Below are 22,708 nucleotides of genomic sequence, written 5' to 3'. Positions count from 1 at the left end.
CCTCGCTTTCATTTCCTTCACAATAGTATCAAGGGACAAGCCCTGTCTTGCAAAGAAGAACGATTTTCCCCAAAAGGAAAACCGCGATTGGTTATATCCAGGCTTTCAGGTTTACTTTACGGATAAAATCCTCCATTGATTCCTTCGCTGGTTCGTCATTTGCCTCATCTGCATCCGACATGCCCATCAGTTGCCTGAAGAGAGCCTCGTTGCGGGTAGCCAAAGCGTAGTCAAGCAAGGCTTCCTGCGAGACGCGCTGCGCTTCCTCCTCCAGCAATTGTTCTTCCAGGGCGATGTCCTCTTCCACCACAGGAATGTGCTTATCTATTTTGGGTATGCGAATGACCCATGCAAACGCACTGTCCGGGTTGCGGTCGCGCGCGATCAAATACCCGTATTCGCCAATCGGCAAACCTTGCTCGAAGGAGTCGGCAACAATGACGACGCGTTGTCCAAGCTTGAACATGAGCGTCCACTCCCAATAAAGATTAATTCTAATCATACTAAATTGTATGTGTACTTGGGAAGAGAAAACCCTCGCGATGGGCAAAAGCACAAAAAGTTTGTTGCGTACATGAAAATAAGGTACACTTTACCTATATAGGCTTTTTTATGGATTACGGTTACGAGGTGTTCGCAAATGAATGAAATGTCTACAGGGTTTTCCCTGTTCATTGTTGGCTGGACGATTGTGCTTGTAGGACTGATGGGGATTGGCGGCTACTTCATGTTTCGCAAGTTCCTCAAGTCCATGCCCAAAAAGGACGGCAAGTCCGATCTCGACTGGCAGGACTATTACATCGACAAAACGCGCGCAATGTGGACGGAAGACGGCCTGGTGCTTCTCAACGAACTGGTCGCCCCGGTTCCGCAGTTGTTCCGTGATGTAGCCAGACGTTCGATCGCAGCCAAAATCGGGCAGATCGCCCTTGAAGAGAAGGCGACCGTAATCACCACCGACCTGATCGTCAAAGGCTATATCGTGGCTACCCCCAAACGCGACCACAAATGGCTCATCGCCCATTTGCAATCCAAGCAGATTGACTACACGCCGTACGAAAAATATTTGAACGCGGAGGGCTAAACAGCTTGCACGCTCATGCCCGAAGGCTCGTTCTCTTCGCTTGAAACTTCTTGTCTTCCCGTCCGTAACATAACTTATACGGATAACCGGCCCGCGAAAACGCGTGAAGCTTGCTTACCGCACTTTTCGCGAAAACCAGGTTGGACAAAAGGAGACGATGTTGATGTCAGTCATACTTACCATTTTGGCGATCGGTTTCGTGCTGTTTCTCGCCGCGATCATTATTGTGGTCGTCCTGCTGAAAAAAGGGGCCAAATTCATCTGGAAAATGGGCGGACACGGCTATCGCAAGTACAGCAGCAGCGATTACCGACATCGCGGGCCGTTGTGGAAGTTCGGTCACAAGTCGTACGGACATCACTACTATCGTCGTCGCAAACACTCCAGCCACAGCGGTTTTTTCAGCAGTTGATCCTCTCGCCAAAAATCAGGGCAGCCCGACTTGTCTAAAGTCTGGCTGCCCTTTGTACGTTCTGCATAGCGTCTGCGGATGTTTGTTTGGATAGAGGCGGCGCATGCTTGGCTGAAAAACTGCCTTATCCCTGCCCGGCTGCTTCGTTTTCCGCCTTGGCAGCCGTCTTCTTTCCCGATACTCCACCGGACACGAGAAAAGCCATGACGTCCGCGCTGTCCATGTCCAGCGGTTGTACTTGCTCGCTTGGAAAAAGCAGCAGATTGCCAGCAAAGTTGTACGACTGCGGAAGGTAGACGGCGACGTGATCGGCAAGCCCGTATGTATCCATGCTTTCTTTTGTGATGAAGCCGATGACTTTCGCCCCAGTGTCTTTGGACAATGTGACCAAGACAGGTTTGTCGAAGCTTTTTTTATCCCCGACAAAGGCGCCGATCAAATCTTTGATCGAGGTGTAGATCAGCTTGATGAATGGCACTTTTTCAAACAGTCTGTCCACGATGGACAGCACCCCGCGAGTCAGCACATTCGACGCGAGAAATCCGACAACCGTAATCCCCACAATCGTGATCAGCACGCCTATGCCCGGGAAGTGCAGAGGGAAATTGTTGCGGGCCAGGTTGTAAAACCAGCTGTCGACCGTCGCAAAAATGTAGTACAAAATATAGATCGTCACAGCCAGTGGGATGACGTACAGCAATCCTTCCAAAAAGTAGCGGATAACACGCTTCATTCCGTTGCCCCTCTCTGCCAACACTTTTTAGAAATATTGTACCCCATCGGATAGCCATCTGCTATGATGAAGAAAAATCAGAAAGCAGGGTGAACGATGCAAGCACTTGTCACGCCACAATGGCTCCGCGATCATAGGAACGACGAACGAATTGTTATCGCCGATTGCCGCTTTGCCCTTTCCGCTTCCGAACAAGGAGCCGAAGAGTACGCAACAGACCACATCCCGGGAGCGCTCTATTTTCATCTGAATCGCGACTTGTCCGGCCCGAAACAGGAACACGGCGGACGCCATCCTCTTCCTGATCCGGCTGCCCTCGCCGCGCTCTTTTCCCAGGCTGGAATCGATGAGCACACAACCGTCATTGCTTACGACGACCAGGAAATGGCGATGGCGGGACGCCTTTGGTGGCTATTGCGCTACCTCGGTCACGATCGTGTCGCTGTGCTCGATGGCGGATACGCAGCCTGGAAAAAAGCTGGCTACGAAGTAACTGCGGAAGTGCCGACGCCGCAAGCACGTACTTTCGTCCCGCAACTGCGCCCGGACATGCTGGTCAGCGTCGAAGGCGTAAAAAATCGCGAGCCGGAAGCGGTGCTGCTCGACTCCCGCGCAGGCGAACGCTATCGCGGCGAGCAAGAGCCGCTCGATCCGAAAGCAGGACATATCCCCGGCGCCCGCCACTTCTTTTACAAGGACAACCTCCAAGCAGACATGACCATGCTACCAGCCGAGCAGCTTCGCAATCGCATCGCTGACTTCGCCGAACAAGAAATCATCGTCTACTGCGGCTCAGGCGTGACCGCTTGCTCCAACCTGCTCGCCCTGCACCAGGCTGGCCGCACAGATGCCAAGCTGTACGCAGGAAGCTGGAGCGACTGGGTTTCGTACAGCGAGAATCCGGTTGCTACGGGGGAAGAGTAAGAGTTTTAACAGGAAGACTGTTTGACGCGGTAGTAGGGCTGTAACAGGTTAGCGGTATGCGGCCTGTTACAGCTTTTTTGGCGTTTTGGAGGCAGATGCTAAAACAGGAGATTCAGCAAAAATTAAAGGTGTAAGGGTGAAATTATGGAGACAAATTCTAAACCGCCCCAAACAAAATGGTATGCAGTCAAAGTCTTATTTGAATCGGTTCACTCTGGAGGTTCCGATCAGCAAAAAAATGAAGACAATGCTGAGAACAACATGAAACTTTTTGAAGAAAGTATTATTCTCGCAAAAGATACGAATATGGAAAAGGCCATTGAAATTGCGGAAAAGTTTGCCAAAAAGGCTGAACATGAGTCTTTGAATAGCTTTGGTGAAACAGTTAAGCATCAGTTTGTAAGACATCTGCATGCATTTGAGCTAAATGATGATGAAATCACGATTGGAACTGAAATTTATTCAAGATTTATCCATGTTGGTCAAGAGATTTCAGCTAGTGATGTCATCAAGCGCTATTACCCAGAAGTTTTAGATGAAGACGGCGATTCTGAGTAGAAAATGCAAAGCAGTAACCTTAACTCCTGTTAATATGGATTGCCTGAGCAACCAGCGTGAGACGGTGTTCGACCGTAGCACACTGGTTTTTTCTGAAAAAAAGTCCGCGGGAGCTACAATTGCACTGGTCCTATCCCCGTCAAGAATGACCGTGCCCGAAAGCCCCTTTCAGTTCAGCCAACCTGTTTGTTGCCTCCACCACCTCTTCCCGCTCTTGGCCAGACAGCGATAATTGCTCTGCCTCCTGCATCAAAACCCGCGCGAGATTTATCTCGTCCATCGAGGCCGCGATATCGGCTCGCAGCACATAAGCTTTGTAGCGCAGGCTTGCCGAAGCTTCTTCTGCTTTTGAAAATACAAGATCCAGTACCTTGGCCGCCTCTGCGGGTTCGTCTTTGGCATACGCCAATCGATATGCCGTTTCGAACGCATTGGCAAACCTGGACGGCTGCGCCATCACGGTTTGCTCAGTTTGGACTGGCGCGGCAAATGCGTGCTTCTGACCGATTAACAAGCGGTTTCCGGCAGGGTCGATGAGGTTAAATCGGCGGTCTTCCACGAGATTATTCGGTTTGGTAATTCTCGGAAAACCTCTGGAAGGAACCTTGCCATACGCATTTTTCAAGTTTTCACAAAACTCTTTGTGCACGGCATCCACATCGCGGACGTGTACATAGCACATGCTGTACGAGTTGGATGGGTCCAATTGCTTCCAGACAAAAAAATGCAATTCCACAATCCGGTGACGGACGCAAGCGTATAAGTTTGGCTTGGCTTGCCTGTAAGTCAGTTCAAAACCTAGCGCCTGATAAAACTCCAACTGTTCGTCTATCGATCTGCAAGGGAAAATAGGAATTGTTACGCTCTCCCGATTGGTTGACACGCTACCACCCTCCACGCCCAAAGAAATACTGTGCTAAGTGAAATCAATCGACCTCCTTAATCGTACTATATTTATGCAAATGGTAAGGTTTTGCGGAAGTCAGCCTTGTACTGCAAGCAACATCCGTCGCGAAGTTTAAACATAGATTGAAGGTTTAAAGGAGGTAGGCTATACGCGTGCTGATTCCCGGGTTAGGGATCGCATTTTGTTCGCGAAGGGATGCCGCGCATCATACAAGGGGATAAGCTTGAGGTTCCGTGATTAATCAACAAAGCGCACATTGGCCTTCAGCCCGCGCGTCAAAAAGAGTGGGGGGTTCGCTTCTATCGTCGCTCTAACTTTCGCATTGCGCCCGCACGATCATCCCCGCATGTTTGTTTAGGTACTATTCAAGCATTTGGTTTCATGGGAGAATAAGAAGCTGGAGCGACGGGCATTCCAACGATCTGCCTGTCGCCAAAGACGCTACAACTGCCGAAGGAGTCACATCATGATCCGATTTATCCGCCTCCTGCTCCAATTCGGATACCAGGAGGCCATGTCTTGTCTGTTTCCCGTGTTCATCTTCGCCTCGCTCGCGATCTCCAAGTTCGTCGCCATCCCTGGCCTGCCCAGATACGACCTGCTTTTGCTGCTCTGTCTGGCCTTCCAGGTGTTCATGGTGAAAAGCGGACTTGAGTCGCGGGACGAGTTGAAGGTCATCACGGTTTTTCACCTGATCGGACTGTGCCTGGAAATTTACAAAGTGCACATGGGCTCGTGGAGCTATCCGGAAGAAGGGTACAGCAAAGTGTTTGGCGTCCCGCTCTACAGCGGATTCATGTACGCGAGCGTGGCGAGCTATTTGTGCCAGGCGTGGCGACGGCTGGACGTCAGTCTGACAAACTGGCCGCGGCCGTTTTTGGTCACTTCGCTCGGTGCGGCGATCTACTTGAATTTTTTCACCCATCATTACATCTGGGATCTTCGCTGGGTGCTGATGGTGCTCATGTTCGTCGTGTTCTGGCGCTCGAAGGTCTACTTCCGCGTCACCCATGAGCGTTTTTCCATGCCCGTCCCGCTCGGCTACTTTCTGATCGGCTTTTTCATCTGGATCGCAGAAAACATCGCCACGTTTTTCGGCGCCTGGGCGTACCCGAACCAGCGCTCCGGCTGGGAGCTGGTCCATCTGAGCAAAATCAGCTCGTGGTTTTTGCTCGTGATCGTCAGCTTCATCATTGTGGCGGAGTTGAAGCATGTGAAGGCTAGGCTGGGTGGCGGGAAGCCCGATCGCTAAAACGAAAAGCTCATAAGCGTAAATGGCAGTAACAAGCCCATGTTCATTTGGGCGACCGCAACTGCTCACCTGTTCTTTTATGAAAATGGCGAAATGTATGCTCAGAAAAAGACAACGACAACCTCGTTGTCTTTTGTCATGAAAGGCATGAAACTTTTCCTGCTGCTTTGTCTGTTCGGCGGTCCATCCGTCAAAAAGCTCCGCTTGCGGCAAAACGTCGATCAGGTCCCACGCTATGAGCGTCCCCCGCCCCAGTTGATGAAGCCTCGTCCATTTTTGACCTGCGTCCACCCATACAACAAAAAAACCAATCCCCCCGCTCGCCTGCCGCGTGCAAAAGGTTTGGTTTTTGAACTGGCTTACTTCACCACATTTTCCAGCACGTTCTCGATCATTTGCCGATTGGCGATAACTCCCGTGTACAGCCAGCTGGACTCTGTGGAGAAATCGTAGACCTGCCCTTTTTGAACGGCAGGGATGTTCGCCCAAACCGGCTCCTTCAAAAATTCATCCTTGGAAGCGCCTTTGCTGTTCACGATGAACAAGTAGTCCGCATCCATCTGAGCCAGCTTCTCTTGAGACAGAGCGTTCCAGTTCGCGTCGCCGGATTTGGAAATCTCCTGGACGACGGCTGGCACCGTAAACCCGAGGTCTTTATACAGCACATCGCCACTGGACAAATCTTGGCGCGCTACATAAATGTTTTTGGCTGTCACCCACAGGGCCGCAGCCGTTTTGTCGCCGATCGCCTGCTTGAGCTTTTGTTTCGATTCCGCAACGTAGGCATCGTAGTCCGCGAGCACTTTTTTCGCCTCTTCGCTCTTGTTCAGGACTTCCCCCACAACCAGCAGCTCTTTGCGCCAATCGCTGTTTTTCTCTTTTCCGATCGTATATGTCGGCGATATTTTGGCGTACTGGCTGTACTTGTCTCCCGCTACGAGGTCTTCATTGTCCATGATGATCAGATCCGGGTTGTAGCTCATGACCACTTCTGGCGGCAAATCATGCGGGATTGCCGGAATACCGGCCAAGTCTTTTTGCAAATATCCTTGAACATCGCCCTTCCCTACCGACCATTGGGCAACCGGCTTGACTCCGAGTGCCACCAGATGATCTTCCAGGTAGGTCGCAATAATGCGTTGCGGATGTGACGGCACCGTAACCTTGTTGCCCATGCCATCGGTCAACTCGCGCTGTGTCGCGCCAGTTTGCTCCTGCACACTCCCTGTCTGTGGTGTCGGGCTGGCTGTACCGGAGCACGCGCTCACGAACAGTGCTAGACTGACCATGAAAAGAGTTGCCATGTGGCGCGTCGATTTTTTGTTCATGTGGATGATCCCCCCAAAGCTTCGCTGATAACGATTATCGTTAACACTATAGCTTTCCCTATGCGCGTCCACAATACACAATCCGGGCTTTCCATATAGACGATCTGGACCTGGGGCATGTCCGGAAAAGCTGGTGGGTGTCATGCCCGTATGTTTTTTGAACAGCCGACTGAAATAGAGCACGTCGTGGTACCCGACAGAAGCCGCCACCTCTTGCATCGTCGCATCTGTCTGGGAAAGCAGCTCCTTCGCCTTTTCCATCCGTAGCGAGATCACATAGTCGATCGGGCTGTGGCCCGTCTCTTCCTTGACGAGTCGGGTCAAATATCTGGCACTGTAGCAAAAATGCTCCGCGAGGCTCTCCAGCGAAATTCTCTTGGTATAATGCTCCTCCAAATAGCGAACGACCTGTTTGGCGAGCGGCTCTTGTTCTTGTTGAAACCCGTGCCGCAGCAGTTGCTGCATGACCTCATGGACGAATTGCAAAAACGTGCCTTTTGCCCGAAGCCGCTCCTGTGCTGCCCAGTCGCGGGCCATCGTCGCGACGAGATGATACAGTTTGGTCGGCTCATGCGGCACGAGGGCATACGGCAGATGAAACGGCTCGCCGCCCCCATCGCTCAACAGAGCATGGTTGGCGGAGCGCGGCAGCATCATTTTGGCTTTGTACAAGATCAAATAAAAGACGAACAGCTCATCCGTCAGCTTCACGTCGAGCACCATTCCTTTGCCGCCGTGAAGCAACAAAAAGCGATCCGCCGCATATTCGCGTCCATCCAGCCGCACCGTAGCCTGTCCCTTGCAAGCGTATAAATAACTGGAGGCCGGAAGCCGGTAGCTGTTCCACGACTCTTGCGCCTGCAACACAAAATGCCGAACGTCGATCACCTGAACAGCCGCATGCGTCCAATGCGCGAACCAACCATGGATTTTCTTCTTTTCCTCTTCCTTCATCCGAGCACCCCTGCCTGTTTTGCGTGAAATGAACAGCGTTGATTTGTTTGATTTTTATGAGAATGATTATCGGGAAAACACATCGGTATTATAAGGGAATTTGTTGGGGGGAGCAACATGTGGAAAATTCCAGGTGGGATATATCTATTTCTTTAATTAAAATGGTTCAGGTCATTGAGAGCTTGGGCAACGAAAAAGAGGGAGAATGCCCCTCTTTTTCATCTAACGCTTGATCTGTATAGCCTACGTTGCAATGTAAAAACGCTGTTACGCGTATTTCATGAATTACCTTAGAAAATCTATTATTTTTATATCTTTCAACATTTGTTTTAACTTCTTCATTTTCCATATACCACTCATGCATTTTCGATCTGAAACTCATATTGCCCAAATTGATCTCTGAGCTTCTCTTCGTACGGCAGCCACTCCGAATCACTCCAGATCGGTATCCCTGTGAGTTGCGACAGCTTGTCTGCGGCCTGTTCCGGACTTGTCAGCTTGATGAACGAATCAAAATCCTCCACACGCATCCCCAACGCTTCTCGCATGTAGTCATCATGAAGACGCTCTTCTTTTAGTCTGTACTCGTCCCGCGTCCACGTTTCACAAAAGATTTTTTCCGCTTGAATCTCTCCGTTCTCGTAAAACGCCAACTCGAATATTTCCTCATTGATGTATCCGGCGGTCATTACTGGTTCCTCGATCAGCTGGGACAACGCTTTGCCGATCTTCTTCACCGTGCCCCAGACAAAATAATCATGGAGCACGCTGACCCAGTTGTCGTTGCTTTTGCTTATGTGCATGACAACTTTGGGCTTTTGCGCCTCCGTGTCTGGCTGATTACTTTTCCATTCGCCAACAGACCGCTCTGAAACATCCGCAGCCGCTTCATTTTGCGTAGATGAATAACCTAATACCTCGGCGCGCTCTTCGCTTAGCTTTTTTAGCGCCTCGACAGCCTTCTCAAAACTTCCCGACTTGATATGCAAATTTGCGAACGATCTGCCCACGGGTTTGCCTCCTCGCACTTTTTTGCCATTGCAGTACATTGCTGCTACATGCTCATCGCCTAAAAGCAGACTCTCGGTTGTCTGATATTTCCATTATTAAGGAACATTCGTGCTGAGTCTACCTTCACCTGAATGTTGGAAATGAATTTGGCAAAGGTTTGTTGTTCATACTTGTTTCGTGCAACCCACCCGGTCAGGAACTTCGACATCATCAATAGGCGTTGCCGACTCATTTACCAGGCTAGGCCATATTCCACATCCCATACAAAAAAGAGTCCCCCCGTTTGCACCAGGAAAACTCTCTCTACGCCTTTATATCGCTGGGCTTTTCCTATTGCAGGTCGCCAGCATGAATGCTCGATTGTCCTTACACTGACATCGCTTTTCCTAAACAAACCAAGTCTGTTCGTTACACGAAAAGCGAAAAGCAACTGCATGTACTAATCAATGTATGACTTTAAAAATCCCTCAAGCCGCGCCTTGACGGCTGGCCACTCCCTGTCGAGTATGCTGTAGTAAATCGTGTCTCTTACATACCCGTCAGGCAAAATCATATGGTTTCGCAAAACGCCCTCTTTGACTGCGCCAAGCCGCTCAATTGCTTTTTGGGACCTGACATTCCGACTGTCCGTTTTCAGTTGAACTCGAATGGCTCCCGCCGTTTCAAAGCAATATTTTAACAGCAAGTATTTGGCTTCCGTATTGATGGAAGTCCTCCACATCGCAGGAGTCAGCCAGGTCGAACCGATCTCCAGGCTTTTGTTTGGAACAGAGATATCGTAAAATCTGGTGCTGCCTACTGCCTTTTGCGTCTTTTGTTCGACGATAACAAACGGAAAGGCATTCTTTTGTTCCAAAGCTTTCGAGACATACTCTTTTGCGTCCTCCAGTGACTGGATTCGCCCTTGTGTCAGCCCCCATATATCCGGGAACCGACCCGCCTCATACAAATCCTCGGCATGCCTCAGTTCCAGAGGAGCCAGCGTTACATTGACACCAGTTAGCACCAGTGGGGTTGTCATATTCATCCCAAATCTCATCCTTTCAGAGCTTTTTTGCTGAACAGACTCAACCAATACCGATCACAGAGCCAGCCTCCATCTGATGTATGTATTAGTACCAAGATTTTATATAGAGCTACTAGGTTTTAGTGGCATGAGCGTGCTGTTTTCTGCTCATCATCATATCACAACGTGGAAAAAAGTGGACAAAATTTGACAGCGCGAACAAACTTCGATCTCGTGCAAAAGCTCACTCTATTTTCACACAGTTACCAATTCCTATAATTTACAAAGAAAATGCATAGTGTTAAAATTCAAAAGGATAAAAAAGGAAAATGCAGGGAAACCAGGTTAGAAGGTGGAACGAGATGGACGAAAGTGTAGGCACTCTTCAATTTACTACCATCGGTGATATCATAAAAAAGCATAGGGAACAGGCTAGTCTCAGTATCACACAGCTATCAAACCTCTCGGGGGTACACAAGGGCGTCATTTCCAAAATCGAATTGGGAGATACCAAACGACCAGAGTTGAGAACAATCAAAGCGATTTCACATGTGTTGGAAATCCCTTATCAAAAAATTGTTGCGCACTATATTGACGTCGAGAAACGAGTAGAAACCTTAAAGGAACTGCTTTTGGAGGCCGTACAATTCGCGAACGAGCCATTAGTCTCAAAAGTTGCCGTAAAGCTTCTTGAATCTCCCCAAGAAGATACATATAACGCAATAGAACAGCTATATCTTCTGACGAAAAACTTGACAGAAACAGCTTTTCAATTGTTGCTATACAAGATCATCGCTCAATACGCAAGAGAGCGTGGCGTGCCTCCATACGTTGCAAAAAGCCTGCTGCAAATATATTTGATCGAGCGACTTGATTTAAAACAAATGGAGGATTCATTCAAAGCTGGCGAGGAAATTCTGTATTACGTGGACTTCCTGTCTCAAGAAGAAAAAATCATCTATTATTTCAGAATGGGGCTTCAAGCTTTTGCCATCAAGAAGTACAAGCAGTGTATTGAACTTTGCGAAGCAGGTCTGGCTTTGGAGACGACTGAAACAGAACTAAAAGCCAGGGCCTATTTGGCAATGATCAACTCATACTATTTCTTGGACAATTTTGACGCAGTAGAAAAGCATTTAGATGTCTTTGAAAAGTTTCGATATGATTTTGTTACAGACGCAACCAAGACGACCCGTGGTATTGTTAAAGCAAGACTAAAAAAATACGATACAGCCATTCCGCTACTTCGACGTTGCTTGGATGAGGTTAGCAAGGATATAAAGATTCACGTTGTAACCGAACTGCTTGATGTTTATTTTCAAACAGAAGACATGGACTCCATAGCAGAACTGCTCGCACGGGAGGAAGAGTTTTTGCCTGATTCTCCGCAAACACCCTATAAACATGTCTCGATTGGAATCTATCATCAACACAAAGGGAATTACATGGTGAGAATGGGGCAGCTTGACGCCGGGATGAACAGCTACGTTACCAGTTTGCAAGCATATGGAACAGTTAATGCCGAAGAAGAAATTGTCAAATGTATGGCAGATATTTTTTCCTATTTCTCCAACAATTCCAAGTCTATGGATTTACATTTTGTAGATATGATTCACCAAGTATATAATAATTATATTGGTAAAAACCGTAAATAAAAGGAGGCTAGTAACATGAAAAAAGCAATTGCTATGATATTCTTATCTTTAACTCTGTTTGTTTCTGCCCACTATCTGCCTGGTGACCAAGTGAACTCCCCGTCAAACACGGTAGTTCAACGAGTAGTTGACCCTGGCTATTAATCTAGAAGTAAAAAATCGCTTCAACTAAGAACGCTCAATGAGCGTTCTTTTTGCTTTTCATGTAAATTCAAGTCGAAATATGTAGAACTTCTCAAGGCTTTTATTTTTATTAACATGCATGCGACAGCCTTTACAATAAGGACATTCAGATTGCAAATATGCCAAAGGAGTGAGCGTGCAAAAGACTAGCTAACTGGACAACGGTTTCTTTGCTATGACATTTCTTGCAAAGGTTTTCAACCAATTAGAATAAAAACCCAATATTTTGCTAGGAAGGGTATCGTTTTGGAAAAGGAAAAACTTGAACTGATTATAGAACAATTGCGACAACAATTATGCCAGATAGTAAAAGAAAAAGGTTTATCCGATGCTTCCGTGGTTGAGCTAAGCCAAAAACTCGACATTTATATCGTTCAATATCAACTTAAACACGGAGAAGAAAAAAATGGCGAGTTCTGAATCGGGAACACGATTATGTGGAGTAATGAACGAACTCAGCGTATATATTCATAGAGCCAGCCCTCATCAGATGTACATATTGCAGTACCAAGGTGTTACGTATGAAGATTTTTTTCTGAATATTCATTCCCTGTTGAGACTGGCTTTATGATGAAGCGCAAAACGCATCATGAATTATAGGGTTACAGAAAGACGTTTCCTACTCCGAAACACCCTCCACATTCTCCCTCATCAACGACCAGTAAATCATTTCTCCGTCTCTAGCTGTCTCTTGAAAATTCAATTTTTCCAAAATCCTCGCAGAGTCAGCATTATGTATAAGGCATCTGGCTGTGATCGCTTTCACCTCTGCTTGTGAAAATGCCCACTTTACCAACCCTTTCGCTGCCTCCACTCCAAAGCCTTGCTTCCGCTCCTGCCTAATAATGCCATAGCCGATATCGACTTCTCCCAGCTCATTCGGTCTTCCTTTAAAACCCGCATCTCCAATAATCGTGTTTCCGTCTTCTTTCACGATCATCCAGGATTCGAACCCTGTTGGTTCTCCGACAAGCTCCAGATTTTTAATGATCTTTGGCAACGTTTCGATGGCATCCTCATCCGGCCAGCCGTTGCCCAGGCGATAGCCGTCCACTAAAAGCTCATCGAAGTTTCCTCGCAAGATCGACTCCGCGCTGCTTTTCGTAAACGGCGTTAAAACAAGTCTTTCCGTCGTGATTCGTTTGTCTTTCATCTGGTGTTTAGCTCCTTTTTTCACTTTTGGCGCTTATCATAAAAATGATCGTCCGCTCATCATCATAGCACGCCATGGAAAATAGTCGATTAACTGAGTCTTAATTTTCAAAATCGGACCGACTGAAAACGTGAACAACCTTCTCCCGATTCCCCTTTTCCCCCTGCACAAAAAAAGAGTCTCCCTGCCCCCCTCCAGGAAAACTCTCCGCTCCCTACCTTGTCACCCCGCTCAACAACAGCCGATGCAACCCGCTGATCAGGCACACCCCCGCCGTGACAAAAAAAGCGATGAAGTACGAGTGATGCCAGTTGCCCAAAAGACCTGCCACCACGGGACTGAGGACAGCCCCGACCGACAACACGGCAGAGTAAATGCTGAACACGCTGCCGTACATTTCGCGCGGAGTGTGGATCGTCAAGGTCGTGGCAAAAGCCGGGAACAGCATTCCGAAGCATGCGCCGAGGCAGAACATCATCACCTGAATCGGAATCGCCAGACCCATCGCCAGCATGTACATCAAAAGGCTGAGGATGCCAAGCCCCGCAAATGACCGCGTTTCGATCGCTACCTTGTGCAGCCAAAACTGGCTGAGGATCGCGAGCGCTCCCAATCCTTTCAGGCTGAACAAAATTCCCGTAACGGCTGGCGACATCCCTTGCTTTTGCACGAGCAGCGGCACTTCGTAAATGATCGTCCCTTGCGCGTAGATGATGGCAAACCCGCCGAGAAAAGCCGGATACAGCATCCGATTTTCCATGATCGCGAGCAGGCTCTGTTTGCCTGATATGTTCGGCTTGGAGGGCGCTGCCTGGTCGCTGCCGCTGTCCACTACTCTGGAAGGAAGGACGAGCCAGGAAAAAACGCCTGCCACGATCATGATGTAACCCAAAATGACGAACGACTGGCCGTAGCCGAACTGTACCGCAAAAAAGCTCCCGACCGCTGGCGAGACGATCCCGGCTGTCGTGAGCACAAGTCCTTTTTTGCCCATGATTTCGCCCTGTTCCAGCGCGGTTTTGCCTGTCTCCCCCAGCATGGCGGAACAGGCGGGCGAGACGAACGCCATGACGAAGCCAAGCATCAGGCGAAACGAAAAAAATGCCCCGGCATGCGTCACGAGTCCTTGTCCAATCAGCATTACCCCAGCCAGGATCAGGCCTCCGGCAATAAACCATTTCTTCGGAAAACGGTCGAGAAAAGGGCCTGCGATGAGATTGCCGCTCAGATTGCTGATGGCATAACCGCCCAGCACGAAGCCGATCATCGCGGCGGATACGCCCAATATATTCAAGTACGGCGCCAGCAGCGGCGTTTGCGCGTGCATGTCAAAGGCAACGAGAAACAACACGACCAACAGCAGAACCCTCAAAGCATTCCCATCCTCTCATCCCGCCAGTCTTTGTCCCAGTATATGAGGGGAGTCGTCCAAGTAGGATAGGAAAAGCTTTCTGAATTGCCAAAAACAAGCAGCTTTTCTCGCTTGCATCCTGTATGATGGAAAAAAATGAAAAGGCTGGTGAGTCAAGCTATGATCGTTTTGCAAACAGAGCGTCTTGTTCTGCGGCGCGCGCACGCGGAAGACGATGCGGCCTTTATTTTCGGGCTTTTGAACGAGCCATCCTGGTTGCAGTACATCGGTGATCGCGGCGTCCGCACGTTGGCAGATGCGCAGCAGTACATCGTCAACAGCTTGCAGGCAAGCTACGAAAGCTACGGCTTTGGCTTGTTTGTCGTCGCAGAAAAAGCAACAGGCACTCCGGTAGGCTTGTGTGGCCTCATAAAAAGAGATTTTCTGGAGGATGTCGATATCGGCTATGCTCTCTGTCCTCCCTATTGGGGAAAAGGGTACGCCTTCGAAGCGGCCTCCGCTGTTTTGGACTACGGGCGCGAGGCGTTCGGGCTGAAACGGATCGTCGCGATCACGGACAAGGCGAATGATGCATCCGGCAAATTGCTGGAGAAGCTGGGCTTGCGCTGGGAAGGCTACGTTCGCAAGCAGCCCGATCAGGAAGAGCTGAAGTTCTTCTCCATTGATTTCCCCTCCTAAGACTTTAGGCAAAAAAGCCGTTAGCAAGCCCGTCTTTAAGCGAGCAAATCTTTCAGTCAAGCGCGCCGGAACACGAAAAACAGGACCCCGCAATTCCTGCGAAGTCCTGTTCTACTCTCCTGCCACTTACGATTGAACAGCTTTCAACCCGAGCGAGCTTTCATGGAATTTGATGGACGAATGCTTATCCATCGCTACCCGAAGCTGGTACTCGCTTTCGAACAGCATGACCGGACGTCCGTAGCGGTCTGTCACGGTTTTGTTCTTCACGGCATCGAGCGCCGCTTTGTCGCCTTCCAGCCAGCGGGCAATCTGATACGGCATTCTCGTCAGCATAATATCGACGCCATACTCTGCTTTGAGTCGGTATTCCAGCACCTCAAACTGCAAGACGCCGACTACGCCGAGAATCAGTTCTTCCATTGGATAGGTGCGGAATAATTGTACCGTCCCTTCCTCTGTCAGCTGCATGATGCCTTTTTGGAACTGCTTGTGCTTCATCGCGTCTTTCACCATGACTTTGGAGAAAAACTCAGGCGAGAAGTGCGGCATTTCCTCGTACTCGAACGACTGGCCGACACAGAGCGTGTCTCCGATCTGGAAAATGCCCGGATCGAACAAGCCGATGACATCGCCTGCGAACGACTCCTCGACGATCTCGCGGTCTTGCGCCATGAACTGCACAGGCTGCGCCAGCTTGATGTCTTTGCCCAGACGCACGTGCTTCACGGCCATGCCGCGCTCGAACTTTCCGGAGCAAATGCGCAAGAAAGCGATACGGTCGCGGTGAGCCGGGTTCATGTTGGCCTGGATTTTGAAAATAAAGCCGGAGAACGGATTGGTGTACGGATCGATCATGCCGGCATTGCTCTTTTTCGCGGAAGGCGCTGGCGCCATTTGCAGGAAGTTGTCCAGGAAAGTCTGCACGCCGAAGTTGTTGATCGCGCTTCCGAAGAACACAGGTGTCAGCTGTCCTTGGGCAATCAGTTCGGGATCGAACTCATCCCCTGCTACGTCGAGCAGAGAAATTTCGTCTTGCAGTTGCTGCCACAGCTCCTGACCGACGCGGTCGCCGATCAGCGGGTCTTCGGCTCCCTCTACCGGGAAAAACGAGATATCTTCATGCTGCGTGTTGGTCTGATACAGCTCGACGCGGGATTTCATGCGGTCGTACACTCCGCTGAAGTAGCTTCCCATGCCGATCGGCCAGTTCATCGGGTACGAACGGATGCCCAGTACGCGCTCGATTTCTTCCAACAGCTCAAACGGGTCTTTCCCGTGACGGTCCAGCTTGTTGACGAATGTAAAAATCGGAATGCCGCGCATCCGACAGACCTTGAACAGCTTGATCGTCTGCGCCTCCACCCCTTTTGCCACGTCGATGATCATGACGGCAGCGTCGGCAGCAGTCAGGGTGCGGTACGTGTCTTCACTGAAGTCCTGGTGACCAGGAGTGTCCAAAATATTGATGTGGTGCCCGTTGTATTCGAAGTCCATCGCACTGGACGTAACGGAGATTCCGCGCTTTTTCTCGATCTCCATCCAGTCGGAGGTAGCGTGCTTGGAGTTTTTCCGGCCTTTGACCACCCCTGCTTCGCGAATGGCTCCGCCGTAGTAAAGCAGCTTTTCCGTCATCGTCGTTTTACCCGCATCCGGGTGGGAGATGATGGCAAAGGTGCGTCGTTTTGCTATCTCATTTTCCCATTGGGGATTGGTTTGACTCATCAATCATTCTCCTGTCATCGCGAATAAGTAGCCAGATTGTTTTCCTATACGATTATACCGACAAATGCGTGCTGCATCCACCTAGTAATTTTTCTTCAAACCGTTATAATATTTAGTAGTAAAAATTTTTTGACTGCATGATGTACATACTTGACCAATTAACGTTTTCATACTTACACAGGAGGGACTCCATGACGACCAATCTGGAAACACGCGCGGCTGATTTTCGCGCCTATGTGAAAAAAATGACCAGCTACAACCAGGCACTCGCAGTTCTGCAATGGGACAAAGCAACGCAAGCGCCACGCAAAGGGATGGATGCCCGCTCCGAGATTATCGGCGTGCTCGCTGGCGAACAGTTCAAGCTGGCGACATCCAAAGAAATGGAAGCGTTTTTAACCGAGCTCGGCGAACCTTCCGCACTGGAAGCGCTCGATGAGATCACGCGTCACAGCGTGCTCGAATGCAAAAAAGAATTTGACCGCAACAAGCAGATTCCGGCTGAGAAATACCAGGAATTTGTCGTTTTGACCTCCCAGGCGGAAACGGTATGGGAAGAAGCCCGCGCCAACAACGACTTCTCGATGTTCCAGCCGTACCTGGAAAAAATCGTGAACTTCCAGCTGGAGTTTATCGAATATTGGGGACACGACGGCAAAAACAAGTACAACACCTTGCTCGACCTGTACGAGCCGGGCATGACAGTCGATCAGCTCGATCCGATCTTCGCCACCCTGCGCGAGAAAACCGTCAAGCTGGTCAAAGCAATCGCGGAATCGCCGAACAAGCCGGACACCGCTTTCTTGAACAAAAACTTCCCGATTGCCGAGCAGGAGGCGTTCAGCCGCTTCATTTTGGAAAAAATCGGCTACGACTTCAAGGCGGGCCGCATGGACAAGAGCGCCCATCCGTTCTGCACCACCTTCAATCCGGGCGACGTGCGCATTACGACTCGCTACGACGAAACCGATTTCAACTCGGCGCTGTTCAGCTGCATCCACGAAGCGGGTCACGCCATGTACGAACAAAACATCAATCCTGAGCTTTTGTTCACGCCGCTCTGCGACGGTACTTCGATGGGCATTCACGAGTCCCAGTCCCGCTTCTGGGAGAACATGATCGGACGCAGCCTGCCGTTCTGGAACCACTTTTTCGCTGATTTGCAAAAAGCATTCCCGGCCCAATTCGAAGGCGTATCCGTGGAAGACCTCTACCGGGCGATCAACTCTGTCACTCCGTCCTTCATCCGTACAGAGGCTGACGAGCTGACGTACAACTTGCACGTCATGATTCGCTACGAGATCGAAAAAGGCTTGATCAACCAGACGATCCAGGTTGCCGATCTGCCGAAAATCTGGAACGAAAAAATGCAGGAATACTTGGGCGTGGAACCGCCTACCGACACACTCGGCGTTCTCCAGGACGTGCACTGGTCCGGCGGCAGCTTCGGCTACTTCCCGACTTACTCGCTCGGCAACGTGTACGCGGCCCAATTCGCCCACGTCATGAAGCAGGAAATCAGCGGCTTCGAAGACTTGCTGGCAAACGGCGACTTCGCTCCGATCCGCGCTTGGTTGAAAGAAAAAATTCACCAGTACGGAAAAATGAAAAGCCCGCGTGAACTCGTGCAAGCGATCACGGGCGAAGGCACCAACGCGACCTACCTGATGGAATACTTGGAGAAAAAATATACCGACATCTACAAGCTGTAATGTGTAGATGGTTGTACCCACAGCGTTCCCAATCCGGGAGCGCTTTTTTCACGGATCGCTTGAAATCGCTTCCTTTTTGTTCACCTTCTATCCACGATTTCTTCACGCCTTATTCACACCTGCCCAGCCACAAACTCACAAAAGAGGAGTATGATAAGCGTGTAAAACATTTCCACCAAGTGAGGGGTAATCCTTATGATTCAACAATTGTCGCGCTGGTTGTGGGGCAAAGAAGAACACGAAGCCGTTCCTTTCGAGACAAAAAAATACGTCCGCAATGAAATGGAACAATTCATCACGAATGAGCCGGAGCACATGCTGCCGTACGCTCAGCTGTAAGATCGAACCTAATCACACTTTTACCGATAAGCTGCCAGCGTTTGGCAGCTTTTTTTGCCTGTTTCTGTAAGCGCTCTCCTCTGTGCTACAATCAAATCAAGGAAAACAATCGGAGGGATCATCTTGGTGGAATTTACGGAAAAATGGCTGCCTACTTACATCCGCCGCGATTTGACAGTGTTGTTTTGCGGCATCAATCCCGGGCGCGTATCGGCCACAGCCGGATTCCACTACGCGAACCCGGCGAATTTGTTTTGGCGCGGCTTGTTCGAGGGCGGGCTTACCGCAAGACAACTGCTGCCGGAAGAAACCTCGCTGCTGTTGGATTACAACTACGGCATTACCGATCTCGTCACGCGCCCTACCCGCTCCTCTTCTGATCTCACGCGCGAAGATTTTGACACAGGCGCAGAGCAGTTCGTGCACATGATCCAAACGTACCGCCCGCGCGTCATCTGCTTTAACGGAATTACGGCTTTTCGCCATGCAACAGGCCAGAAAAAAGCCGCTGTCGCGCTGGGTCTGCAACCAGAGAAGGCATTCGCTACCAATGATTGGGCAGGCAGCTACTTGTTCGTCATCCCGTCCACGAGTGGAGCCAACGCCTCATTCACACGCGCGGAACGCATCGCCAAATTCGCCGAGCTGAGCGACTTTTTGCGCCAAAAAGACTGGCATCCGCTTCCCTTGCCGCCCAACTGAAGCGCCATGAGTGTCATCCGCTTGGGCCGCCGCGTATGATAATCGTACGTTTCTTTTGCAAGGGAGGCGCAAAACGGATGGACGACCTCATCGGCAAAATCGAGCAAAAGTACGCGCTGAAAGTATTGCAGCAGGAAACACTTCGCGAGACGCCCAAGTCGCTCGTCGTCTTTCTCGATACCTCGATCGGCAAGTTTATCGGCAAAATTTCGTACTTACCGAAAGAACGCCAGCACTTCATTTTGAACGCCGAAGCGCATTTGCGCAAAAAAGGCATTCTCATCCCCGGCATCCAGCGCACGAAAAGCAACCAGCGCTCGATTGTGTACAAAGACAACTTGTTTGTGCTGCACCAATGGTTTTCCTGGCCGAAAATCGCCTACAGCTCACCGAAAAAGCTGGAACAGGTCGGAGCCGCACTAGGGCGCTTCCATCTGCAATCGCTCGGTTTTACTTCCAAGCATGGCGAGCTGTACAACGGGGCGAAAAAATGGTCGGAGGAATACAAGACGGATCTGGCTGCACTGGAAAAATGGGAGCAGCGCCACATGAGCAAAAAGAATCCGAAATCGACGACGATTGTGGAATACTTGCCTTATTTTCGCCAGGCAGGGCTTGCGGCGCGAGAACAGTTGAAATCATCCGCCTACTTTTCCAGCTGGAAAAAGCTTGCCCTGCGCAAGCATTTCCTCTGCCACGGAGATTTCAACAACGGCAATTTGCTCACGCGCAACCAGCAAATCGCGATTATCGACTGGGAAGACGTCCGCTACGATTTTCCTTCCAAAGACATCAGTCGCGTCCTCTCGCTCGCCATGCGCAAGGCAGGAAGCTGGAACGAGCCGTTGTTTACGTCTTTGTTGCGGGCCTACTTGCAGGAAAATCCGCTGTCTGCCGAGCAGCTGCATTTGCTGTTTGTCGATCTGACCTTCCCACATATCATGGAACGGTTTTTGCGCATGAAGCAGTATGAGGAGATGGAAGTGGCCGAGATTCAGAAGTTTTGCACGCGTGAGGCGATCAAGACCGCCTATATGCTGGATGAACTAAAAGCCCTCGCGTAAAGACGAAAGGCAGCTGCCTGTCTTGCGCGAGGGCCTATTGGGCTTTTTTCCTGTTTGGGCTGGTCTGGTCTTCTACGGTTGCGCCGTTTTGACCAGGGCGCTTTGCTGCCGCACGTACGCAATCAGGTCAGCAGCCATATCGTAATAGTTGAAAGGCGTAATCAGGTAAATCCCGTTGAAATAGCGGACAGCCGTGTCGAGCAGTTCTTTGGCGATGGCGATGCCTTCCTGCCTGGCCGCTGGTCCCTGCACTTTTTTCATCCGTTCCAAGGCTTCCGCCGAAAGCTTGATGCCAGGCACTTCATTGTGCAGGAACTCGGCATTTCTTGAACTGGTCAGCGGCATGATGCCGATAAAAACCGGGATGCCTATGTGCTTGGTCGCCTCGTGTACAAGGCGAATCGATTCGACGTCATACACAGGTTGGGTCATGATGTAATCAGCCCCTGCCTCGACTTTCTTTTCCAGCCGGGCGACAGCCGCTGCCATGTTGCGCACGTTCGGGTTGAAGGCTGCGCCCACGATGAACTGGGCTTTTTGCTTGAGCGGTCGTCCCGAGAACGAGACGCCTTCGTTCAACTGCTTCACCATGCGGATCAAATCGAACGAAGTGACATCAAACACCGAGCTTGCCCCCGGCAAATCGCCGAAGCGGGACGGGTCGCCCGTGATGACGAGAATCTGGTCGATGCCAAGCGCGTGCAGCCCCATCAGATGGGATTGCTGCCCGATCAAGTTGCGGTCACGGCAGGCAATATGCAAAAGCGGATCGATCCCGTGTCTCGTTTTCATCAGCGCTCCGAGCGCCATGTTGCTCATCCGCACCGTCGCAAGCGAATTGTCTGCCAGCGTGATCGCGTCTGCCCCTGCTTTGTGCAGCTCGCAGCAGCCGTCCAGAAACTGTTCGGCGTCGAGATCGCGCGGCGGATCAAATTCGACGATGATCGTTGTAGCTGTTTTCACCCGTTCCACGATGCTTGGCTTCTCGCGCTCGTGAATGCTTTGTACCGTTATGTGCGGACGCTCCGCCAACGCAATCGTTGGATTCACGCGCGCTTGCGGTTTTTGCCCTGCGAGCGCGTCTGCTATCGCCTTCACGTGTGCAGGGGTCGTTCCGCAGCAGCCGCCGATCAGGCGCACTCCCTGATCGCGCAGGCGCAAGGCGCTTTCGGCAAAATAGTCGGGAGACGACTTGAAGGCGTATTCCCCGTCCGTCATTCCCAGCCGCCCCGCATTGGGGAACGCTGACAGAAGCGAATCATCCGGGAAGATCGTGCTTTCAAAAGAGCGCAAAATTTCAGCCGGACCCAAGCGGCAGTTCAGACCGATGACGTCTGCTCCTGCCTGTTTCAGTTGCGGAAAAGCATCCGTCAGCGAGTAGCCGTCGCGCGTGCGTCCGACTTCCAATGTCGCCAGTTGCGCAATGACGGGCACATCTGTCAGCGGACGAATGACCTCGATGGCGAGCAGCAGTTCCTCCAGATCGAGGAACGTTTCCAAAATCAGCGCGTCTACGCCTGCGTGCAACAGCGCGATCGCCTGTTCCTCGTACTGGTCCCGATACTCATCCAGTACCTTTTTCTTCACCCGTCCAGCCAAAATCGAGCCGATGCTGCCTGCCACGTACGCATCGTCCTGAGCGGCTTCGCGGGCAATCGCCACGGCAAGACGGTTGATCCGCGCCACTTTGTGCTCCAAACCGTAGCGGCTGAGCGCATCCCGGTTCGCGGAAAATGTATTCGTCTCCAAAAGGCGCGCTCCTGCCTGATAGTACGACGCATGAACTTCGTGCACCACGCGCGGATTGGACAAACACAACTCTTCAAAGCTGACGCCAACCGGGGCGCCCAGCGCATGCAGCTGGGTCGCCATGGCTCCGTCTCCGACCAGCAGGTGCTCCTGCAAATACTCCCGTAAGTCTTGCTTGCTCGTCGTCAACTCAATCCCTTCTCTCCC

General features: G+C 50.6%; 24 protein-coding genes. 13 read left to right on the top strand and 11 right to left on the bottom strand.

Features of this window, described 5'->3' with window-relative positions:
- Positions 1-91 precede the first annotated feature (91 nt).
- Positions 92-466, bottom strand: a complete 375-nt coding sequence (locus NST23_RS10995) for an ATPase (protein ID WP_122965757.1) — start codon at positions 464-466, stop codon at positions 92-94.
- Between the two features lie 174 nt (positions 467-640).
- On the opposite strand from NST23_RS10995, the gene NST23_RS10990 reads away from it, so the two are divergent.
- The gene (locus tag NST23_RS10990) at positions 641-1,084 is read left to right on the top strand and encodes a DUF2621 domain-containing protein (RefSeq protein WP_302053632.1); all 444 of its coding nucleotides are present in this window, start codon (positions 641-643) and stop codon (positions 1,082-1,084) included.
- Positions 1,085-1,247: 163 nt separating this feature from the next.
- Positions 1,248-1,496 carry a hypothetical protein gene (locus NST23_RS10985; RefSeq protein WP_173595653.1) on the top strand — a complete coding sequence of 83 codons (249 nt, stop codon included), beginning with the start codon at positions 1,248-1,250 and terminating at the stop codon, positions 1,494-1,496.
- Positions 1,497-1,620: 124 nt separating this feature from the next.
- Here the strand turns inward: NST23_RS10985 and NST23_RS10980 are convergent, their stop codons facing one another.
- A complete protein-coding gene (locus NST23_RS10980) occupies positions 1,621-2,229 on the bottom strand; it encodes a DUF502 domain-containing protein (RefSeq protein ID WP_122965754.1) in 609 nt (202 codons plus the stop codon).
- Between the two features lie 96 nt (positions 2,230-2,325).
- On the opposite strand from NST23_RS10980, the gene NST23_RS10975 reads away from it, so the two are divergent.
- The gene (locus tag NST23_RS10975) at positions 2,326-3,153 is read left to right on the top strand and encodes a sulfurtransferase (RefSeq protein ID WP_340963671.1); all 828 of its coding nucleotides are present in this window, start codon (positions 2,326-2,328) and stop codon (positions 3,151-3,153) included.
- A 144-nt stretch (positions 3,154-3,297) separates the two neighbouring features.
- Complete coding sequence (locus NST23_RS10970) at positions 3,298-3,711, top strand: DUF4288 domain-containing protein (protein WP_340963670.1); 414 nt, start codon at positions 3,298-3,300, stop codon at positions 3,709-3,711.
- A gap of 139 nt (positions 3,712-3,850) precedes the next feature.
- Here NST23_RS10970 and NST23_RS10965 read toward each other — a convergent pair whose 3' ends face one another.
- Positions 3,851-4,594, bottom strand: a complete 744-nt coding sequence (locus NST23_RS10965; RefSeq protein WP_340963668.1) for a bleomycin resistance protein — start codon at positions 4,592-4,594, stop codon at positions 3,851-3,853.
- Positions 4,595-5,084: 490 nt separating this feature from the next.
- Here NST23_RS10965 and NST23_RS10960 point away from each other — a divergent pair, with 490 nt between their 5' ends.
- Positions 5,085-5,870, top strand: a complete 786-nt coding sequence (locus NST23_RS10960; RefSeq protein WP_340963666.1) for a DUF817 domain-containing protein — start codon at positions 5,085-5,087, stop codon at positions 5,868-5,870.
- A gap of 359 nt (positions 5,871-6,229) precedes the next feature.
- Here the strand turns inward: NST23_RS10960 and NST23_RS10955 are convergent, their stop codons facing one another.
- From NST23_RS10955 to NST23_RS10940, 4 genes are all read right to left on the bottom strand, one after another.
- Positions 6,230-8,152: an AraC family transcriptional regulator gene (locus NST23_RS10955; RefSeq protein ID WP_340963663.1), complete on the bottom strand. Its 1,923-nt coding sequence runs from the start codon at positions 8,150-8,152 to the stop codon at positions 6,230-6,232.
- 166 nt (positions 8,153-8,318) lie between these two features.
- Positions 8,319-8,501, bottom strand: a complete 183-nt coding sequence (locus NST23_RS10950; RefSeq protein WP_340963661.1) for a hypothetical protein — start codon at positions 8,499-8,501, stop codon at positions 8,319-8,321.
- A 7-nt stretch (positions 8,502-8,508) separates the two neighbouring features.
- Entirely contained in the window at positions 8,509-9,162 is a 654-nt protein-coding gene (locus NST23_RS10945) for a hypothetical protein (protein WP_340963659.1), read from the bottom strand.
- A gap of 440 nt (positions 9,163-9,602) precedes the next feature.
- Complete coding sequence (locus NST23_RS10940; RefSeq protein WP_340963657.1) at positions 9,603-10,190, bottom strand: GNAT family N-acetyltransferase; 588 nt, start codon at positions 10,188-10,190, stop codon at positions 9,603-9,605.
- Positions 10,191-10,531: 341 nt separating this feature from the next.
- On the opposite strand from NST23_RS10940, the gene NST23_RS10935 reads away from it, so the two are divergent.
- The 3 genes from NST23_RS10935 (at position 10,532) to NST23_RS10925 (ending at position 12,427) form a co-directional block, all read left to right on the top strand.
- Positions 10,532-11,824: a helix-turn-helix domain-containing protein gene (locus NST23_RS10935; RefSeq protein WP_122965892.1), complete on the top strand. Its 1,293-nt coding sequence runs from the start codon at positions 10,532-10,534 to the stop codon at positions 11,822-11,824.
- 15 nt (positions 11,825-11,839) lie between these two features.
- Positions 11,840-11,968 carry a hypothetical protein gene (locus NST23_RS10930; RefSeq protein ID WP_255679242.1) on the top strand — a complete coding sequence of 43 codons (129 nt, stop codon included), beginning with the start codon at positions 11,840-11,842 and terminating at the stop codon, positions 11,966-11,968.
- A gap of 285 nt (positions 11,969-12,253) precedes the next feature.
- On the top strand, positions 12,254-12,427 hold the full coding sequence (locus tag NST23_RS10925) for an aspartyl-phosphate phosphatase Spo0E family protein (RefSeq protein WP_217365719.1): 174 nt from the start codon (positions 12,254-12,256) through the stop codon (positions 12,425-12,427).
- 199 nt (positions 12,428-12,626) lie between these two features.
- Here the strand turns inward: NST23_RS10925 and NST23_RS10920 are convergent, their stop codons facing one another.
- The gene (locus tag NST23_RS10920; RefSeq protein ID WP_340963654.1) at positions 12,627-13,160 is read right to left on the bottom strand and encodes a GNAT family N-acetyltransferase; all 534 of its coding nucleotides are present in this window, start codon (positions 13,158-13,160) and stop codon (positions 12,627-12,629) included.
- A gap of 214 nt (positions 13,161-13,374) precedes the next feature.
- Positions 13,375-14,532, bottom strand: a complete 1,158-nt coding sequence (locus tag NST23_RS10915) for an MFS transporter (RefSeq protein WP_173595640.1) — start codon at positions 14,530-14,532, stop codon at positions 13,375-13,377.
- Between the two features lie 159 nt (positions 14,533-14,691).
- Between NST23_RS10915 and NST23_RS10910 the strand changes: the two genes are divergently transcribed.
- The gene (locus tag NST23_RS10910; protein WP_173595639.1) at positions 14,692-15,210 is read left to right on the top strand and encodes a GNAT family N-acetyltransferase; all 519 of its coding nucleotides are present in this window, start codon (positions 14,692-14,694) and stop codon (positions 15,208-15,210) included.
- 126 nt (positions 15,211-15,336) lie between these two features.
- On the opposite strand, the gene NST23_RS10905 is transcribed toward NST23_RS10910, so the two are convergent.
- Positions 15,337-16,935 (bottom strand): peptide chain release factor 3, encoded by a 1,599-nt coding sequence (locus NST23_RS10905; RefSeq protein ID WP_122965742.1) that lies wholly within the window; start codon positions 16,933-16,935, stop codon positions 15,337-15,339.
- Positions 16,936-17,126: 191 nt separating this feature from the next.
- Between NST23_RS10905 and NST23_RS10900 the strand changes: the two genes are divergently transcribed.
- From NST23_RS10900 to NST23_RS10885, 4 genes are all read left to right on the top strand, one after another.
- Positions 17,127-18,647, top strand: coding sequence for a carboxypeptidase M32 (locus NST23_RS10900; protein ID WP_173595638.1), 1,521 nt, complete (start codon positions 17,127-17,129; stop codon positions 18,645-18,647).
- A gap of 195 nt (positions 18,648-18,842) precedes the next feature.
- Complete coding sequence (locus NST23_RS10895) at positions 18,843-18,986, top strand: hypothetical protein (RefSeq protein ID WP_167470357.1); 144 nt, start codon at positions 18,843-18,845, stop codon at positions 18,984-18,986.
- A 123-nt stretch (positions 18,987-19,109) separates the two neighbouring features.
- Positions 19,110-19,688 (top strand): mismatch-specific DNA-glycosylase, encoded by a 579-nt coding sequence (locus NST23_RS10890; RefSeq protein WP_122965740.1) that lies wholly within the window; start codon positions 19,110-19,112, stop codon positions 19,686-19,688.
- Positions 19,689-19,765: 77 nt separating this feature from the next.
- Positions 19,766-20,752, top strand: coding sequence for a phosphotransferase (locus NST23_RS10885; RefSeq protein WP_173595637.1), 987 nt, complete (start codon positions 19,766-19,768; stop codon positions 20,750-20,752).
- A 72-nt stretch (positions 20,753-20,824) separates the two neighbouring features.
- Here NST23_RS10885 and NST23_RS10880 read toward each other — a convergent pair whose 3' ends face one another.
- Entirely contained in the window at positions 20,825-22,690 is a 1,866-nt protein-coding gene (locus tag NST23_RS10880; RefSeq protein WP_173595636.1) for a bifunctional homocysteine S-methyltransferase/methylenetetrahydrofolate reductase, read from the bottom strand.
- Positions 22,691-22,708: the final 18 nt, after the last annotated feature.

Origin of the sequence: Brevibacillus sp. FSL K6-0770 (assembly GCF_038000275.1) — a bacterium.
GTDB classification, from domain to species: Bacteria; Bacillota; Bacilli; order Brevibacillales; family Brevibacillaceae; genus Brevibacillus; species Brevibacillus parabrevis.
Note: the sequence above shows the minus strand (reverse complement) of the source record. Positions and strands in the feature narration are given on the sequence as shown.